The organism is Chitinophaga sp. CC14 (assembly GCF_048957795.1).
In the GTDB taxonomy this organism is placed as follows: Bacteria; Bacteroidota; Bacteroidia; order Chitinophagales; family Chitinophagaceae; genus Chitinophaga; species Chitinophaga ginsengisegetis.
On sequence record NZ_JARBFY010000003.1, the window covers coordinates 1,745,120 to 1,764,268 of the forward strand.

Annotated in this window: 17 protein-coding genes; all 17 read left to right on the top strand. The window is 44.5% G+C overall.

Going from position 1 to position 19,149, the window contains the following annotated elements:
- Nucleotides 1-22: 22 nt before the first annotated feature.
- The 17 genes from PV783_RS17120 to PV783_RS17200 all read left to right on the top strand — a co-directional run bounded on the left by PV783_RS17120 (nucleotide 23) and on the right by PV783_RS17200 (nucleotide 19,144).
- Nucleotides 23-1,072, top strand: coding sequence for a 2Fe-2S iron-sulfur cluster-binding protein (locus PV783_RS17120; protein ID WP_420988906.1), 1,050 nt, complete (start codon nucleotides 23-25; stop codon nucleotides 1,070-1,072).
- Between the two features lie 107 nt (nucleotides 1,073-1,179).
- Nucleotides 1,180-1,392: a heavy-metal-associated domain-containing protein gene (locus tag PV783_RS17125; RefSeq protein WP_420988907.1), complete on the top strand. Its 213-nt coding sequence runs from the start codon at nucleotides 1,180-1,182 to the stop codon at nucleotides 1,390-1,392.
- A 139-nt stretch (nucleotides 1,393-1,531) separates the two neighbouring features.
- A complete protein-coding gene (locus PV783_RS17130) occupies nucleotides 1,532-2,095 on the top strand; it encodes a helix-turn-helix domain-containing protein (protein WP_420988908.1) in 564 nt (187 codons plus the stop codon).
- Between the two features lie 167 nt (nucleotides 2,096-2,262).
- Nucleotides 2,263-3,327 carry an efflux RND transporter periplasmic adaptor subunit gene (locus tag PV783_RS17135; RefSeq protein ID WP_420988909.1) on the top strand — a complete coding sequence of 355 codons (1,065 nt, stop codon included), beginning with the start codon at nucleotides 2,263-2,265 and terminating at the stop codon, nucleotides 3,325-3,327.
- 21 nt (nucleotides 3,328-3,348) lie between these two features.
- Entirely contained in the window at nucleotides 3,349-6,459 is a 3,111-nt protein-coding gene (locus PV783_RS17140) for an efflux RND transporter permease subunit (RefSeq protein ID WP_420988910.1), read from the top strand.
- 18 nt (nucleotides 6,460-6,477) lie between these two features.
- Entirely contained in the window at nucleotides 6,478-7,812 is a 1,335-nt protein-coding gene (locus PV783_RS17145; RefSeq protein WP_420988911.1) for a TolC family protein, read from the top strand.
- A gap of 28 nt (nucleotides 7,813-7,840) precedes the next feature.
- Nucleotides 7,841-9,265, top strand: a complete 1,425-nt coding sequence (locus PV783_RS17150) for an MFS transporter (protein WP_420988912.1) — start codon at nucleotides 7,841-7,843, stop codon at nucleotides 9,263-9,265.
- Nucleotides 9,266-9,681: 416 nt separating this feature from the next.
- Complete coding sequence (locus PV783_RS17155; RefSeq protein WP_420988913.1) at nucleotides 9,682-10,083, top strand: HYC_CC_PP family protein; 402 nt, start codon at nucleotides 9,682-9,684, stop codon at nucleotides 10,081-10,083.
- Nucleotides 10,084-10,206: 123 nt separating this feature from the next.
- The gene (locus PV783_RS17160; protein ID WP_420988914.1) at nucleotides 10,207-11,607 is read left to right on the top strand and encodes a hypothetical protein; all 1,401 of its coding nucleotides are present in this window, start codon (nucleotides 10,207-10,209) and stop codon (nucleotides 11,605-11,607) included.
- Between the two features lie 7 nt (nucleotides 11,608-11,614).
- A complete protein-coding gene (locus tag PV783_RS17165; protein ID WP_420988915.1) occupies nucleotides 11,615-12,106 on the top strand; it encodes a DUF305 domain-containing protein in 492 nt (163 codons plus the stop codon).
- Nucleotides 12,107-12,146: 40 nt separating this feature from the next.
- Nucleotides 12,147-12,482 (top strand): four-helix bundle copper-binding protein, encoded by a 336-nt coding sequence (locus tag PV783_RS17170; RefSeq protein WP_420988916.1) that lies wholly within the window; start codon nucleotides 12,147-12,149, stop codon nucleotides 12,480-12,482.
- 141 nt (nucleotides 12,483-12,623) lie between these two features.
- The gene (locus tag PV783_RS17175; RefSeq protein WP_420988917.1) at nucleotides 12,624-13,022 is read left to right on the top strand and encodes an HYC_CC_PP family protein; all 399 of its coding nucleotides are present in this window, start codon (nucleotides 12,624-12,626) and stop codon (nucleotides 13,020-13,022) included.
- Between the two features lie 105 nt (nucleotides 13,023-13,127).
- Nucleotides 13,128-14,213, top strand: a complete 1,086-nt coding sequence (locus PV783_RS17180; protein WP_420988918.1) for a hypothetical protein — start codon at nucleotides 13,128-13,130, stop codon at nucleotides 14,211-14,213.
- A 21-nt stretch (nucleotides 14,214-14,234) separates the two neighbouring features.
- A complete protein-coding gene (locus PV783_RS17185) occupies nucleotides 14,235-14,606 on the top strand; it encodes a heavy-metal-associated domain-containing protein (RefSeq protein ID WP_420988919.1) in 372 nt (123 codons plus the stop codon).
- A gap of 74 nt (nucleotides 14,607-14,680) precedes the next feature.
- A complete protein-coding gene (locus tag PV783_RS17190; RefSeq protein ID WP_420988920.1) occupies nucleotides 14,681-15,970 on the top strand; it encodes an efflux RND transporter permease subunit in 1,290 nt (429 codons plus the stop codon).
- A gap of 2 nt (nucleotides 15,971-15,972) precedes the next feature.
- A complete protein-coding gene (locus PV783_RS17195; protein WP_420988921.1) occupies nucleotides 15,973-17,907 on the top strand; it encodes an efflux RND transporter permease subunit in 1,935 nt (644 codons plus the stop codon).
- A complete protein-coding gene (locus tag PV783_RS17200) occupies nucleotides 17,891-19,144 on the top strand; it encodes a TolC family protein (RefSeq protein WP_420988922.1) in 1,254 nt (417 codons plus the stop codon). Before PV783_RS17195 ends, PV783_RS17200 begins: the two co-directional genes overlap by 17 nt.
- Nucleotides 19,145-19,149: the final 5 nt, after the last annotated feature.

Here is a 19,149-nt window from a genome sequence, read left to right on the forward strand (position 1 = left end):
CATTAAAAAGAAATCAACAAGCATGAGTAATGTGCAGATTTGGCGAACCGCCTGTATTATTCCTGAAACTGCATCAGCAGTAACCATCAGGTTTGATACAGGTGGTCAGCCCTTCATATATAAGCCAGGACAATTTATCAATCTTACTTTAATGATCAATGGTGCTGCGGTGACCAGATCTTATTCTTTAAGTTCTGTACCGGGTACAGATCAACAGCCAGCTATTACTGTAAAACGAGTGACCGGAGGCATTATGAGCAATTATATCGTTACGCATGCCGCGGCAATAAAGGATTGGCAGATTTCCGGTCCTTATGGCTCATTTGCTCCTACTGATGCAACTTATTCAGCAAAACATATCGTACTGCTGGCTGGCGGAAGTGGTATTACTCCCCTGTATAGTATTGCGAGATCCATGGTTGACAATTCTCCAGAAACCAATGTTACACTCATTTATGCAAACCGGACATCGGATGACATCATCTTTAGAAAGGAAATTGCATCCTGGCAGGAAAATTACCCCGAACGAATTAATGTTCATTATGCAATCTCCGCCCATGAAAGAACAGATGGCGGGAACTTTATTAAAGGCCGGCTGAATAAACTGGTTGTCCGAAAACTTATCAAGCAAAGAATTGATGCCCCCCACGCGGGTGTTCACTATTTCATTTGCGGCCCAGCCGGATTGATGAAAATGTACCATGAGATGCTGGAAGCCTGGCAGGTGCCGACCGACAATATCTTCCTGGAATGGTTTTCTCCTGAGCCAATCAAAGAAGATGAAGTACTGCCGCAGACGCCGCAGGAAGTATTACTTCATTTCTATGAACAATCCAATTTGTTAGATGTAAGCGTCGGTAAAACTATCCTGGAAGCTGCGCTGGAAGATAAAATACCGCTTCCCTACTCTTGTAAAGGCGGCACCTGTGGAGTTTGTACAGCAAAACTCACAGCAGGCAAGGTAAAAATGCGTAACAACTATGCATTAAGACCGTCAGATATCGATGATGGAATGATTTTGCTATGCCAGAGTTTTCCCCTTACGGCCGACGTTACCGTGGAAATTGGATAAACCAGATAATTATATAAAACATAACAACTATAGTATAACAAGGATACTTACCCAAACAGGTAATTTTACATCATCAATCAGAAAATTAACATTTAAAGAAATAAACCATGGAAACAGTACAGTTCAAAACAAACATTAAATGTTCAGGTTGCATCGCCGCCGTTACTCCTGTATTAAATGAAGTAGCAGGACAGGATAATTGGGAAGTAGATCTTCAGAGCCCGGATAAATTATTAGTTGTTTCTACAGATAAGGCAGGAAAAGAGGAAATACAGCAGGCTATCGAAAAGGCAGGTTATAAAGCGGAAGCAATAGCATAGACAAATCAAGGGCCATACAACAGATAATAAAATTGTATGGCCTTCTTTTTTATATTTCAATAGTTTGTTGTTTAAGTCAACGTAAACCAAAATCAAATTTTATCAATTCAATATAACCTGCCTTTCATTTTTTTAAAATATGGAAATAGTTAGCGTAAAGAATATGGTCTGCCACCGCTGTATCATTATTGTTACGCAAAATGTTGAAAAACTGAATCTGGGACTTCAGAAAGTCACTCTTGGAGAATTGATATTTCAAACAAAAATATCAGATGAACAAAAAGATCAGGTAAAAAATATCCTTATCCCATTTGGCTTTGAAGTGATCGATGATGAGAAAACACGGATAGCTGAAAGAATAAAACATATCATTATAAACCTCGTCCATTACCAGAAAGAAGAGATCAACAGTAATCTTTCAGACATTCTAAGCAGCGATCTGAACTGCGTTTATAATTACCTATCCGGTCTATTTTCTGAAATAACCGGCCAGACTATCGAAAAGTACTATATCGCTCAGAAGATTGAACGGGTAAAAGAACTATTGGATTACGACGAACTTACCCTAAGCGAGATTGCCAATAGCCTTAACTATTCCAGTGTATCCTACCTGAGCAACCAATTTAAAAAGGTTGCAGGGCTTCCTCCAAGTGCCTATAAGCTGCTCAAATACAAGAAGCGAAAGCCTCTCGATAGACTGTAATTATCATCATATGTTACATGCCTGGTATAGCCAGGCTTTTTTATTCCCATCTGTCTAGTATATAATCTTACAAACCTTTACTTCTATAGTATAATAGATAGGGCTACAGCCACATCTACATTTGTGATCAATAAGAAACAATAAGTACTCACATTAATCACAATGTTATGTTGCGAATATCCATTTATCCGATTCTGTTGCCACTAGCTGTTTCAGCAAGCCTTTTGGTTGCATGCAGCAACGGCAAATCCGCACCGAAGAAAACTGCTGCGGCTGCAGCGCCATCGCCTGCACTTCCTGTTGACATTGTGCTTGCAAAGGAAGAAGCCCTCAACCAGCTTGAAAGTATAACTGGTACTACTGTTCCTTTCCGGGAAGTGGTGATCAGGAGCGAAGTGTCCCAACGCATCCTTCATGTTGGCTTTCATGACGGAGCCCAGGTTTCTGAGGGACAGCTTTTATATAAATTAAATGATGCCGAACTGCAGGCCAGGCTAAAGCAGCTTTCCGCAGAGTTGGAGTTGGCTGGCCTCAACGAACGAAGGCTGGCGGATTTGCTTAAAACCGAAGCAGTAAAACAACAGGAGTACGATGAGGTGGCTACCAAACTGAATGTGCTGCGGGCACAAAAAGAATTGCTTCAAGCCGAACTAGCGAAAACCACCATCCACGCACCGTTTGCAGGCAGAATCGGGATATCTCAATTGGTTGCGGGGGCCTATGTTACTCCAAATGCGGAATTGGTAAGCCTACAGGACCTGGGACAGATCAAGATCAATTTTGCCGTACCGGAGAAGTACCTGCCGTTGATTGGGACAGGCAACCAGGTAGTATTCACTACAGGGCTTTCACAGGAAAAACATACTGCTACCATCAAGGCAACAGAACCCGGCGTTAATGCAGACAATAGGAGCATCCTTGTGCAGGCCGTGGCAGCCAATCCTGGTGGCAAGCTCAAAGCAGGATTATCCACAAGGATTTTCTTTTCAACGGCAGGTCCTGATGCCAAAGGTATTACTGTACCTACCGAAGCACTGATACCCGGCGGTGAAGGATATGCCGTTTTTGTACTGAAAGGTGGAATAGCAAAGATGTCACCGGTTGCCATCGGAAGCAGGACTGAATCGCATGCCGTCATCACCTCCGGCTTACAGGATGGCGATAGCATTATCGTCTCCAATATTCTCAGGCTTGGAGACGGTGCGCCGGTACAAGCGGTTGCATCAAAATAAGACTTCAAATTATTTACGATTATGAATTTACCAACACTAAGCATAAAAAAGCCGGTACTTGGAGGCGTATTCTCTGTCCTGATCATCATCATGGGACTGGTAGGATGGAAAAACCTCGGTATCCGGGAATTCCCGCTCACAGAAGCGCCGGTGATTTCCGTCGTCACCTTTTATCCCGGAGCCAGCCCTGATGTGATTGCATCCAAAATTACGAGGCCGATAGAAGAATCTCTCGCTGAGGCCGGAGGAGTACGCACTATATCTTCTGAATCCAGAGAACAGGCCAGTATTATTTCCATAGAATTTAACCGCGATGTGGACCTGGAAGATGCGCTGAACGACGTGCGCGATAAGGTAGCGAAATCGCGTAACCAGCTTCCAGCAGATGTGGACCCGCCTATCGTTGAAAAGGCCAGTTCTGCAGATAACCTGGTGGCTTTCCTGGAAGTGGAGAGCGATACAAAAGATATCAAAGAGGTGAGCCATCTGGCTGCCACCGTCATTAAAGACCGTATGCAGTCCATACCTGGCATCAACCGTGTTGCAGTTGTAGGCGAGCATAAATATGCTATGCGCCTGCGCTTCGATCCTGTGAAGCTCGCCGCCTACCGGCTTACACCGGAAGACATTCGCCAGGCACTGCTCCGGGAAAACATGGACCTGCCATCTGGTAAAATTGAAGGTAATAATACAGAAATGAGTGTCCGTACCATGGGTAGGCTTACAACAGCAGAAGATTTCAATGAGATGATCATCAGGCAGTCCGGCGCTTCGGTGATCCGCCTGAAAGATATCGGGTTTGCAGAACTGGGCGAGCACAACGAACGTACAGCCATCATTAATGAAACGGGCAACGCAAACCGGGTAGGCATAGGCATTGCCATCCAGATTCAGCGCGGCGCCAATGCGATTGAAGTAGTGGATGAATTTTACCGGCGCCTGGACCAGCTCCGTAATGAGATACCAAAAGATTACCGGCTGATCGTTGGTTTTGATTTTACAAAGCCGGTGAGAGAATCGATCAAAGAGGTGGAAGAAACGCTTTTCATTGCATTCGGGCTGGTTGTCCTGATCATTTTTCTGTTCCTGAGAGATTGGCGTTCCACCATTATTCCGGTATTAGCCATCCCGGTTTCGATCCTCTCTGCATTCTTCATTATGTACATTTCCGGCTTCTCCATTAATGTGCTCACCCTGCTGGGCCTGGTGCTGGCCATCGGCTTGGTGGTGGACGATGCCATCGTGGTACTGGAAAACATCTATAAAAAAGTAGAAGAAGGTATGACACCTGTGCAGGCAGCCTTCAAAGGATCTAAGGAGATTTATTTCGCCGTTATATCCACCACTATCACGCTTGCAGCGGTGTTCCTGCCAATTGTATTTATGGGCGGAATCAGCGGTCAGCTGTTCAAGGAATTTGCGATCGTGGTATCTGGTTCTGTACTGGTATCGGCCTTTGTGGCCCTCACGCTGTCGCCCATGTTGAGCGCCTACCTGTTAAAAAAACAGGAAAGGCCCAACTGGTTCCAGCGTAAAACAGAGCCTTTCTTTATCCAGCTTAATAATGCCTACACGCATTTGCTGAAGCGCTTTATGAAGGTCCGCTGGATGGCGTGGGTCTTCCTTTTGGGAGGTGGTGTATTGATCTATTTCATCGGGAAGAAGCTCCCTTCTGAACTGGCCCCCATCGAAGATCGCTCCAATATGAACCTGATTGCAATAGCACCGGAAGGCGTGTCGTTCGACTACATGAAAAAGCAGATGACGGAAGTAGGCCGGTATGTCAATGATTCTACCGAAGGGCTTTATCAGACCTATTCCATGGTGGCGGTGTCTTTTATTCCGGCCCCAGCGCCTACCAGTTTTGCTGTACAAAGTATTTACCTGAAAGAGCCGAAAGAACGTAAAGCATCCGTACAGGACCTGTACAATAAATACGCGGCTGCATCCGGCAATTTCAGGGGGCTGCTGTTATTTCCTTACCTGCCGCCCACTATCGGAACACGTTATGGAGGCGGTATGCCATTGCAGTTTGTATTGCAGGGGCCCACGCTGGACACGGTTTCGGCTGCACTGAACAAATTCCTGCAGGCCGCCCGGAAGAGCAGCAAACTGATGTTTGTAGATGCAGACCTGAAAATAAATAAACCGGAATTGCAGATCAGTATAGACCGTCAGAAAGCAGCACTCATGGGTGTATCCATACAGGAAGTTGCCCGGGCGTTACAGCTATCGCTGTCTGGTCAGAGATACGGCTACTTTTTGCGCAATGATCGTCAATACGAGGTCATAGGCCAACTGGAGCGCGAAAACAGGAGCAAGATCAGCGACCTCAAATCGATCTATGTAAGGTCCGCAAACGGAGAAATGATCTCACTGGACAATCTGGTAACCATCAAAGAAAGTATCAGCCCTGCGGCCATCTATCGTTATGATCAGTATACATCTGCAACCGTTTCGGCAGGACTGGCGCCTGGTGTAAGCCTCGCGGAAGGGATTGATGAAATGAAGCGCATCCAGTTGGAAACGCTGGGCGTTAATTTCAAAACATCCCTGGCAGGGCAGTCGAGAGACTACGAGGAAAGCCAGGGTAATATCGCCTTCACGCTGGTACTGGCGCTGCTGCTCATTTACATGATCCTTGCCGCACAATTTGAAAGCCTCCGCGATCCGTTGATCATTATGCTCACAGTGCCTATGGCCGTGACCGGGGCATTGCTGAGCCTCAACTGGTTTGGTCAGAGCCTGAATGTATTCAGCCAGATCGGCATTATTACGCTGGTTGGATTGATCACCAAGAATGGAATCCTTATTGTGGAATTTGCCAACCATCTGAAAGATACGGGGCTTTCCAAATTTGACGCAGCTATACAGGCAGCAGAGCAGCGTTTCCGTCCAATCCTGATGACTTCCCTGGCAATGATATTCGGCGCATTACCAATCGCGATGACGCATAACAGTCGTCAATCTCTTGGAATTGTGATTGCTGGTGGGCTCATCTTCGCCGGTATCCTGACACTGTTCATTATTCCTGCAGTCTATTCTTACCTCTCCAGCAGCAAACGTCGGAAAGTGGCCGAAGAAGAGCCAGATCCAGTATTGGATACAGCAGAAACAGAATATGTAGGCTGACAACTAAATACTAAAACAATGAAACGAAGCAAATTCATTATACCATTACTGCTTATTACCCTTCATGGTAGTGCGCAGACAGTAAAAAGGTTAAGCCTTGCCGAGGCGCTATCGATGGCTGCCAAAGGCAACCGGCAGTTGCAGATCCAGGCATTGGAAGAAGCGCATCAAAAAGAGATTACCAGAGAATCAAGGAGCAGGCTCTTGCCCAACGTGGTAGCGGGTGGCAGCTACCAGCGTTATTTCGATCGACAGGTTATCTTTCTTCCCGGTTCCTTTGCTGGTACAGCAAAGCCTGTACAAGATGTGGCCGTGGGAGGAAAAAATGCTTTCAACGGGTTGGTTTCCGGCAGTCAGCCATTGCTTAATGAGAGTGCGCGTCGGCAAGCAAAGGCAGCGGGTTATGACGAAAAAGTTCAGGGGGAAAAGACTGCTGACCTGAAAGGCAGGCTCGGCATGGAGATAGCCCTGGCCTATTTTGATATGCTTTTTATGCAATCCCAGATCGCCCTTCAGCAACAAAGCCTGGTGCGTAACGGAAAAGCGCTGAAAGACACACGTTCCCTGTTTGCCCAAGGACGTAGCCTGAAACAGGATACGCTCAGGGCTTTCATTGCCGTGGAAAACCTGCGGTCCTCGATTTCTTATCTGCGCAATAATCTTGAGGTGGCTGGTATTCACCTGAACAGGCTGATGGGCGTGGATAATGCAACATTGGTAGAACTATCTGATACGCTTGTCCCGGAAATACCTTTAGAAGGTACTTCCGGGCTGGAGGACGCTATGGCGGCAGCTATGCAGCGGCGCAATGATATGGCGATACAGAAACTGGAAACCGAAAAGAGCGGGCTGGAACTAGCCGTGGCAAAAGCAGAACGGCTGCCGCAAATAGCTGCCATTGGGCAATATCAGTTGCAGGCCCAGGCTGATAATTTCAGATTAGGACAATATGTTTGGCCTCCAACCTCTTTCGTTGGAGTACAGATTTCCATGCCCATATTTACTGGCAACAGAGTAAAAGCGAAAGTTAGCCAGGCAGCCGTCCGGATCAAACAGGAAGTCATCGCACAGGAAGACCTTGAACAGTCGGTCAGATCAGAACTGGCGTCCCTGCTTGCGCAGTGGAAGGAAGCAAATGAGCAGCTAAGTATCCAGCAAAGGACCGTTGAGCTTGCAGAACTCAGCTATACCATGATGGACGACCGATACAGGAATGGCCTCAGCTCCAGGTTGGAACTAACCGATGCGGAGTTGGCCCTCACTCAGGCAAAACTCAATTACCTGCAAGCCATCTATCACCACAAAGTAATACAGGTCAGGCTCCAGCGGGCACAGGGCCTGCTACAACTTTAATAATGTACTCACACAAAATCTCAAAAATATGATCTCAGAAGCAGTAGTTGTTCCCATACAGGTTACGCCTTATCCTAAACGGTGGGCGGCCCTTTTCTTGCTCTGCACGGCAGAATTTATTGTGATTATGGACACCTCTATCATCGGGGTGGCATTACCGGCCATTAAAAACGATCTGGGTTATACTCAGTCCGGCCTACAATGGATTTTCAATGCCTATGTTATATTCTTTGGTGGCTTTCTACTCTTGGGCGGAAGGCTGTCAGACCTGTTCGGTGCCCGCAAAATATTTATGTGGGGTTTTGCCATTCTTTCGGCGGCTTCGCTGCTGGCCGGTATTGCCTGGTCCGAAGCATCGTTGAATGTTGGCAGAGCGTTACAGGGATTAGGGTCGGCCTTGATTGCCCCTTCGGCACTTGCCTTACTGTTGACTAAATTTACAGATCCGAAAGAATTGAATAAAGCGCTTGGTTTCTGGGGTGCATCCGCGGCAGCCGGCGGATCTGCTGGCGTATTTCTCGGTGGTGCGATCACACAGTGGCTTTCCTGGCATTGGGTGTTCCTGATTAACATTCCCATCGGGCTCATCGTACTTTTCCTCAGTTCATCTCTTTTATTTAAAGGTAAACATCGTAAAGGAAGTATTGATCTTGGCGGCGCTATCCTGGCTACCGCGGCATTCGTGCTGATGGTATACGCCATCGTAGCAGCGGAAAGTGCAGGCTGGCAATCATTGCAGACTTGGGGCTTACTTCTTTTATCAGTGGTACTATTGATCGCTTTTGTAGGTATGCAGAAAAGCAAGAAAGAACCTTTAATGCCTTTATCGATTTTCAAAGCGTTCAACCTTTCGGCAGGTAACATTGTAATGGCCCTGATGGCAGCAGCCTGGATTCCATTATGGTTTTTCCTGAACCTGTATCTGCAACAGATCCTTCATTTCCCGGCATTCAACAGTGGGCTGGCATTATTGCCAATGACCATTACCATCATGCTGTTTATGGTCATCATTACCGTGAAGCTAATGGGGAGGTTTGGTGTCAAGCGTAATCTTGTTACCGGAATGCTGGCGTTAACCGTATCTCTGCTGCTTTTCAGCATGGCTCCAGTTGATGGCAGTTTTGTAACACATGTATTGCCGGCGTCATTACTTGGTGCTATTGGCATGTCGCTGGCATATATTCCAGGAACAGTTGCATCTATTTCAGGCGCAAAACCAGAAGAATCAGGATTAGCTTCAGGTCTGGTCAATACAAGCTACCAGATTGGTTCTGCATTAGGTCTTGCTGTTATTGTAGCGATATCATCGGCAAAAACAAACGCCCTGAAAATTGGCGGGCAAACAGATGTTGAGGCCCTAAGTGGCGGTTTTCAAACTGCTTTTCTTGCAGCAGCTATGGTAAGCTTGCTTGGAACTATCGTGGCTGCCACTGCTATTAAAAAAGCACCATAGCCCTGAAAAAGAGGAAGAAACACAGGCACTCATAGTTGAGTTCATAAATTAAAAATAGTTCGGTAGTCGATTAGATGAGACAGCGAAGGTGGAAAAATACTTTTGTTCACCGTTGAGTAACTACCGAACTATTGATATTGCGTTAATCTCTATGGTTCTTTCGCACAAGAAATAAAGTTGTACCTATCAACCGCAGCTTTCATGTAGCCCCACTTCGTAGATGGCATTCCCCTTTTTTGATATCCTCCCCGGTAGTGTTACAACCCCTCCAACCATTTCCCTGGATCGGACAGGTTAATTAAATCTTTGACAATTAACCCATTGTGGTCGATTTAAAAGATACTGTTGTTGGCATATTATGTAAGTATTCCGTGCTGGTATGGTATTTATGATCAATTAATTATGCAGTTGTCATCATGAGAAGCATTAATTCCATCATACTGGCTTTATTCTACCTCTGCTTTACCAATGGGGTTACCGTTTACCAGCATTATTGTATGGGAGAGCTTGAAAACGTCAGTATTTTTCACGGTGGGGATAGTTCATGTATTAAATGTGGAATGAAGAAACATACTGCAACAAACAACGGGTGCTGTAAAGATGTTGTGTTAAACAGCGAAAAATCAGGTGACTTTCATATCAATTCATCGGTTTCAACAGGGCTTAATGTTCCCGTATTACCTACACTCTTGCAGTTTTATCTGAATGAATCCATATTATATCCACAGAATTCAGTAACGGGCATATATATTCCACATGGCCCACCCCTGATAAAGAATTTACCGCTATTTCTTATCTATGACAATTTCCGTATTTGATTTCCTCAAACGATAAGGTATGCCATCCTGTGATGGTAAAGTATTAGCATTCGCTGTTGGGAGCTTGCTTTCCTCATTTTCCAGATCATTATTTTGATAGAAAATGAATAAATACCTGAGAATATGAAAACGCTGATATTATCTGTAGCCACGCTGTTGTTATCTGTTTTTGTTGTGTATGCGCAGCATGAACATCATATGAACAAAAAGAATACAAGGGAGCCCCAGAAGCCAATGAAAGATAGTGCAATGGGGAAAATGCAGCACATGCAGGGAGAAGGAGACATGGATATGTCAATGGATATTCCGATGAGCCATGCTTTTTCACTTAATCTGCCGATGAACAGAAATGGATCAGGGACCGGATGGTTACCGGATGCTTCTCCTATGTATGGTTATATGCTACATTCAAAAAAGTGGATGTATATGATACATGGCAATCTGTTTCTGCGCTACACAAACCAGGATGTGGGCAATAAAGGCAGCAGAGGCGATAGCCGGGTTGATGCACCAAACTGGTTTATGTTGATGGCGCAGCGTAAGGTAGGTAGCAAAGGGTTGTTTCATTATAATGTGATGATCTCCCTGGACAGGCTTACAGAAGGCGGCGCAGGGTATCCACTGTTATTTCAGTCTGGTGAAAGCTGGAAAGGAAAGGCGCTTGTGGACAGACAACATCCGCATGATCTTTTCTCTGAACTATCTGTAAGTTATACGTATGCTTTTTCCAGAAAGATAGACGCTTTTGTTTACCTGGGCTATCCTGGTGAACCAGCCATCGGCTCTGTTGCCTTTATGCACCGGCCATCTGCACTTTCCAACCCCGATGCCCCAATCAGTCATCATTGGAATGATGGAACACATATCACTTTTGGTGTGGCAACGCTGGGGGTAAGATTGGATAAATTTAAGCTGGAAGGCTCTGTTTTTACCGGAAGGGAACCAGATGAGAACAGGTATAATTTCGATAAAATGCGGTTTGATTCCTGGAGCGGCCGCTTATCGTACAATCCTTCACAAAACTGGGCTTTCCAGGTTTCCCACGGATATATCAAAAGCCCCGAGTTGTTGCACCCTGATGAAGACGTTAATCGCACCACTGCTTCTGCTATTTTCAGCCTGCCATTGAAAAATGATAGCTGGGTCAATGTAACAACGCTATGGGGGCTGAATAAAACTGCCGGTCACGACGGAGAAAATGCGGCATTGGTAGAAGGTGCTTTGCGTTTGAAAAGGGCTGAAGTATACACCCGGTATGAATGGGTGCAGAAATCCGTGGAAGAATTAGACCTTGATCCGATAAGGTATGGAGCAGAAACGCTTTTCCCTGTCAATGCGCTCACTGCCGGCTTTAGCTATGATCTGCTGAATATAGCAAAAACACGGCTTGCTTTAGGCGGACAGTTCAGTGTTTTCCTTAGTGACAGATCCCTTCATGACCTGTATGGTAAGAACCCTATGGCAATGGAGGTTTTTCTAAAGCTCTATCCTGGATTGATGAAAATGAGTATGAACCATAAATAGCATATATATGAAAGTACCAGAAACAATGTCCAAGCAACATTCCGGAAGTCATGATAAAAGCTACAGGAAACTGTTATTGATGGCTATTTTGTCATTTATTTCTATGTACATCCTCATGTATTCAATGGTCGATAAACTATCTAATGTTGTTCCGAATGTAAATCAGTTTTATATGGCTGGCCTGATGAGCAGCCCCATGATAATAATTGAATTGATCCTGATGCGCTCAATGTACATGAATAAGAACCTAAATACGCTGATTATTTCTATCAGTGGTGTTGCATTAGTTCTGTTCTTTGTACTCATCAGGCAGCAAGCTGCTGTTGCCGACAAGCAATTTCTAAAATCAATGATTCCTCATCATGCCGCGGCAATTTTAATGGCAAAGCAGGCATCCATAACGGACCCTGAGATCAAAGAATTATGTAAGACTATTATTACAAGCCAGCAGGCTGAAATCAATCAGATGAAAGCAAAATTGAAGGAATTAAATAAATAGGACAGATAAAATATATTTTTTAACATTAAAATTTATTATTATGCCTCATCAACATTATCAGGAATGTATAGACGCATGTAATGAATGCGCTACCATATGCAATCATTGTGCTGTTTCCTGTCTGCATGAACAGGACGTACAGAAAATGACCAGGTGTATTCAACTGGACATGGAGTGCGCTGCTATCTGTAATGCGGCTGCTCAGGTAATGAGCCTTGATGGAGAGTTTTCGGAACAATTATGTCAGCTATGTGCTGATATTTGTATCCGTTGCGCAGAGGAATGTGAAAAGCACGCAGATATGGAACATTGCCGTGAATGTGCCGAAACCTGCCGTAAATGTGCCGAAGTGTGTTCACAGATGGCTCATGCCTAGCATGCAAGGGATAAGAAAGGTATCCTTTTCTTATCCCTTGTTAATCAATATATAACAAATTCGATTTTCCCATTAAAATATAAAACAAACACAAAATTATATAACAATTAATTCGGAAATTCCCTCTATTTTTGCTACGAAATGAAAAAGGCCCTTGCGCTCATATTAGCTTTTCTCTATGTAGGCTCTTCTACCGGCGCCACCTTTCACATGCACTATTGCATGGGTAAGTTGGTAGAAGTAGAGTTATGGCATGCGGAGGCTAAAAAATGCAGTAAATGCGGTGCTAAACCCAGCCAGGCATGTGCCAAAAAATGCTGTAAGGACGAGCATAAAACCGTTAAACTGGAAAAAGACCAGAAAGCCACCGAGTTTGCTTTTCATTTTATTCAGATGGCAGCATTGGCTACTCCTGTTTCATTTTTTGAACTTCCGCAGGTACATTCTACCTCTTTAGTGGTGGAATACCCAACCAGCAATGCACCTCCACGAAGTAGCAAAGTAGCGCCCCATATCCTGAACTGTACCTTTCTTATCTGATTCCACGATACCCCTGGCATTCGCTATAGTCATATAGCATCTATACGCCTTCACACTATTACATAATAATTATCTGATTTTTAGGGAAAATAAACTTATCAGTTTATGAAATTAAGCCAACGCTATGCGATTGTAATGGCTTGTTCTGTACTGCTTCTGGCAGTAACGGCTATCTCATGCAGAAAACATAAAATGGATGATATGGGTATGTCTGAGAAAAACATCGATTATCCAGCTGCTTACGTGGTAAATGGTGAAAGCAGTACTGTATCTGTCATAAATCTGACTACCAATACAGTAACAGAAACTATTGAATTAATGTCTGCTGGTGGTAGCATGGCTATGTGGCCGCACCATGCCTCTCTTTTTAACATCTTCGATGTAAACCGAATTTCTATTGGTGTGCCGGGAGTAGATCTGAGTGCAGGTCATTCTGGGAACATGGGTGATATGAAAGGTAAAGTGATAGTGCTGGATGGTCGGAAGGGTACCATTATCAAGGATATGGAAGTGCCGGTGATGAATCATAATGCCGCCTTTTCACCGAATGGTAAAGAGATATGGACCTCCCAAATGGAAATGAAAGGCAAGGTTCTCGTATACGATGCACAAACCTACGCTCTGAAAAACACGATCAATGTCGGTATGGAGCCAGCAGAAGTTACCTTTTCTGCTGATGGTACAAGGGCATATGTGGCTAATGGTGGTGATAACACTTTATCAGTAATCGATCCGGCAACGAAAGCCGTCATAAAAACTATTCCCGTAGGAGCTAATCCTGTTGGGGCTTGGGTAGGATATGACGGAAAGATGTACCTGGATAATGAAGATGGTAAAAGTATTAGTGTTATTGACGTTGCTTCCAATGCAGTAGTGCAAACTATTCCGCTTGGGTTTATGCCAGGCAGCGCTGCTCACAACGCTGCCCGTAAAGAATTATGGGTAACTGATCCTGAAAATGGTAAAGTTCACTATTGGACCTGGGATGCAGCCGGCAATCAATGGATTCATGGGGGTATTTTCACTACCGGGGCTGGTGCCCACGCAGTCGCATTCACCAACGACGGTAACGTAGCTTACGTTACTAACCAGTTGGCAGCAAGCGTGTCTGTTATTAATATTTCTGACCACAGTAAAATTAAAGATGTGGCAGTGGGCAAAAAGCCCAATGGAATTGTAATAAAACAATAAATCAATTTAAAATTTATAAAAATGAAAAAGATATTCTCGCTTTTAATAGTAATGATCACTGTTTTCGGAGCTTCCAAAGTATTTGCGCAATCTGCCAAAACCGAATCTTTCAAAGTATATGGTAATTGCAATATGTGCAAAAAGAGAATCGAAAAGGCTGTCGCTGTGGATGGTATTACAAAGGCTGACTGGAATGTGAATTCAAAAGTAATGACGGTTTCCTATGATCCTGCGAAGATCAGCAATGATGCTATTCAGCAGAAAATTGCTGCTGCCGGTCATGATACGGAAAAGTCCAAAGCCGCAGATAGCATCTATACAAAGCTACCAGGCTGTTGCCAGTATGATCGCAAAGGTAGCGCAGCAGCTCCGGCTCACGATCATCATAACTAATAGTCAGGCAATTAAAATATCATAAGACAGATGTAGCAGGTACCTGCTAAATCTGTCTACAGAAAAGAACAGATATGGTACATCGCATTATAGAATGGTCATTGCGCAACCGGTTTATCGTACTGGTAATGGCAGCAGCTATGTTTGCCTGGGGAATTTTTGCAGTGAAAAAGAATCCCATTGATGCCATCCCGGATTTATCCGAAAATCAGGTAATTGTATTTACTGAATGGATGGGCCGTGGACCGCAACTGATCGAAGACCAGATCACCTATCCCCTGGTAACTAACCTGCAGGGATTACCTAAGATTAAGTATGTACGTGGTACTTCCATGTTTGGTATGAGTTTTATCTATATCATTTTTAATGATAACGTAGATATTTACTGGGCCAGAGAAAGAGTATTGGAAAGATTAAGCACGATTTCAAGGACATTACCAACAGGGGTAACACCTCAGCTGGGGCCTGATGGTACAGGTGTTGGACATATTCTCTGGTACACGTTGGATGCGCCGGGTATGGACTTGGGCGAACAACGAGCCTTGCAAGACTGGTATGTAAAATTTGCCCTGCAAAACGTAGAGGGCGTAAGTGAAATAGCTTCTTTTGGAGGTTTTCAGAAGCAATACCAGATTACTGTAGATCCCAATAAACTACTTTATTATAAACTCTCAGTAGCGGAGGTGATCAACGCTATCCGTGCCAATAACAATGAATCCGGCGGGCGCAAATTTGAACTGAGCGATATCGGATATATCATCAAAACTTCCGGTTACCTCAAATCTGTGGAGGAAATAGAAAACATTCCCGTTAAAACACAGAACAGTATTCCTATCCGGGTATCCGATGTGGCGGCTGTTCAGATGACCGGTGAAACCAGGTTAGGGATATTTGACCAGGACGGGCAGGGTGAGCGTGTAGGCGGTATCGTTGTAATGCGCTACGGTGAAAATGCCGCAGCCGTGATAGATAAGGTGAAAGCAAAAATGCAGGAGGTCGCCAAAGGCTTTCCACAGGGAGTAAAATTTGATATTGTCTATGACCGGGGAGCACTCATAAAGGAATCAGTGGATTCCATCAAACATACGCTGATTGAGGAAATGATTGTAGTATCTGTTGTGGTGATCATCTTCCTTTTCCATTGGCGTAGTGCCCTTAGTATCATTATTCAGATACCGATTACATTGGCAGCCAGTTTTATCCTGCTGAACGCATTCGGAATTTCTTCCAACATCATGTCATTAACCGGTATTGCACTGGCTATCGGGGTTATTGTAGACAATGGTATTATCATGAGCGAAAATGCCTATAAACATCTGGCAGAGCGGTATGCGCAGTGGCAGGATGAACAAAAAAACAAGTAACTATGAACTGGCTGAAGAATATATTTAAAAAAACACCGCAATGGATATCTGAAGAAGAGCGGTTGCAGATAATTGAGAAGTCCAGCAAGCAGGTATCCCGTGGGGTATTTTTTGCGACTATCATTATCATTACCTCATTTCTACCGGTATTTATGCTTACTGGACAGGAGGGTAAATTATTCCACCCACTGGCCTACACCAAGACTTTTATCATGATCGTGGATGCGTTCCTGGTAATAACATTGGCCCCCGTACTTATCTCTTTCTTTATGAAAGGGAAATTCAGGCCAGATCATGATAACCCGGTAAACAGGGTCTTGGAAAAAATTTACGAGCCAATCATTAAAGGTGTGTTGAAATGGCGTAAAACAACTATTGCTATTAATGTGATCGCACTGGTCATTACTATTCCTTTGCTTAAAAGCCTGGGTAGTGAGTTTATGCCACCACTGGATGAACAAAGCATACTATTTATGCCGGTAACATTACCAGATGTTTCAAACGGAGAGGCCAAACGTATTTTACAGGTGCAGGACAAGATCATAAAATCCATTCCGGAAGTGGATAAGGTTTTGGGAAAGGCCGGACGTGCCAGCACAGCTACCGACAACTCACCTATCAGTATGATTGAAACCATCATCATGCTGAAGCCTAAATCACAATGGCGGGAAGGCAAAACCAAGAAAGATATTATCAATGAGCTGGATAGCAAGTTGCAGATACCTGGTGTAGTAAACGGCTGGACCCAGCCCATCATCAACCGTATCAACATGCTGGCAACCGGTATTCGTACGGATGTTGGTGTTAAAGTATATGGACAGAATCTGGACACCATAGCCTCCGTATCAGAGCGGGTGAAAAAGACACTGGAAGGCACTCCTGGTATCATGGACTTGTATGTGGAACCAGTTACCGGTGGTAAGTATCTCAATATTGATGTGCGCCGGCAAGACCTGGCACGCTATGGCCTTAATGTGGATGATGTGAATCAAACAGTAGAATCCGCGTTGGGTGGCGCTCCCATTGGTAACACGGTGGAAGGCCGGCAACGCTTCTCTATCAGCGTGCGGTTAGCTCAGGACTATAGGAATAGTGTTGAACGCATCAAGCGTATCCCGATCATGTCTGCTTCATTTGGGGAAGTTCCTCTATCCTCCGTAGCAGATGTGAAGTTTGTAGATGGACCACCTATGATCTCTTCTGAGAATGCGATGTTACGCGGCGCTGTATTATTCAATGTCCGTGGACGTGACTTAGGAGGTACGGTGAGTGAAGCGATAGATAAAATGAGTAAGGCCAAAGGTATCCTTCCGCAGGGGTATTATCTGGAGTGGAGCGGGCAATACGAAAACCTGATCCGTGGTCAGCAGACCCTCATGTGGATAGCCCCGATAGTGCTTGTGATCATTTTCTTCTCCCTCTATTTTGCCTTTAATTCTATCCGGGAAGCCTTCCTGAGCTTGATCACCGTACCATTTGCACTTATTGGCGGCGCTTATATGATTTACTTCTGGGGAGTGAACTTATCTGTTGCAGTGGCGGTGGGCTTTATTGCCTTGTTTGGTATCGCAGTAGAAACGGGAATCGTGATGGTCATTTATCTTAATGATGCTATGCAACAGCTGATAAAAGAAAAGGGGAATTCTTCGGAAACAATTACCAAAGAAGATCTGCGGCTGGCCGTGATCCACGGCGCCGCTAAGCGTTTACGTCCGAAACTGATGACGGTGTGTGTATCGCTGTTTGGATTGGTCCCGGTTCTTTGGGCCACCGGTGTAGGTACAGATGTGATGAAGCCGATAGTGCTTCCTATGATTGGAGGGGTACTTACTTCTTCCACACATATTCTGCTGGTTACACCGCTGATCTTTTTACTATCGAAGGAATATGAATTACGCAAGTATGGAAAAATAGAGATTCATGAAGTACATCACTAAATATATACTATTAATAACGCTTTGGGCGCCATTGAAACTGGTGGCTCAGCAAGCGCCTGTATTAAGGCTGGATACCATTCTGCAAAGAGTGGATAAAAACAATATATTATTACAATCATACGGCCTGAAAGCAGAAGGTTATAAATACAGCGCTGATGCAGCCACCGCCTGGATGGCGCCAATGGTGGGTGTAGGTACGTTTATGACGCCTTATCCGGGTCAGATGATCATGGACAACAGGGACAAAGGTAGCCTGATGCTTCAGCTGGAACAGGATATACCTAATCCTGCTAAACTGAACGCAAAGAAAAAATACATCGCTTCACAGGGAAACATTGAGCTGGCTACCAGGGATATTACGCTAAATGATTTGAAGGCACAGGCTAAGCGCCTGTACTTTAACTGGATTATAGCAAAACAGCGTATTGCTGTTTTGCGGGAGAATGAGAAGATCATGATAACGATGAAAAAGATCGAAGAAGTGCGCTATCCGTATAATCAGTCCCAGCTCAGTGGCGTATTTAAGGCCAATGCAAAGATTGAGGATAACCATAACATGATCCGTATGCAGGAAGGTACTATCGCAAAGGCAAGATCATGGCTCAATAGTCTGATGAATGCCCCTGGTAACCAGGAATTTGATATAGATGCTACTTACCAGCCGGTATTTGAAGTAGCTTCCTCCTACGACACCGCATCTCTTGCTACCGCAAGAAAAGATGTGGTAAAGATGGATGAAAGTATCCGCTCTATGCAGTTGAATATTGAAAGCATGAAGCGTGAAAAGAAGCCCGATTTTAAGGTGCGTTTTGATCACATGTACCCTTTAGATGCGATGATGCCAAACGCTTTCAGCGCGATGGGCATGATCAGTATTCCAATAGCGCCCTGGTCATCGAAAATGTATAAATCAGGCGTCAAAGCGATGCAGTACAATGTGCAGGCTATGGAAAAGGAAAGAGCGGCTATGTTACAGGAAACACAGGGGATGCTGTATGGTATGCAGTATGAAATACAATCCATGCAGAAACGCATTGAAGCGATGGAAGACAAGATCATTCCTGCTTTGCGGCAAACATTGGAAGCCAACTTCCTGAACTATCAGGAAAACAAATTGGCTTTGTCCAATGTGATCGATTCCTGGGAAGCACTCACCATGATGCAGTCTAATGTGCTGGATGAGAAATTAAAACTCTATGAAATGATAGTAGATTATGAGAAACAGCTATATCGTTAAAATAT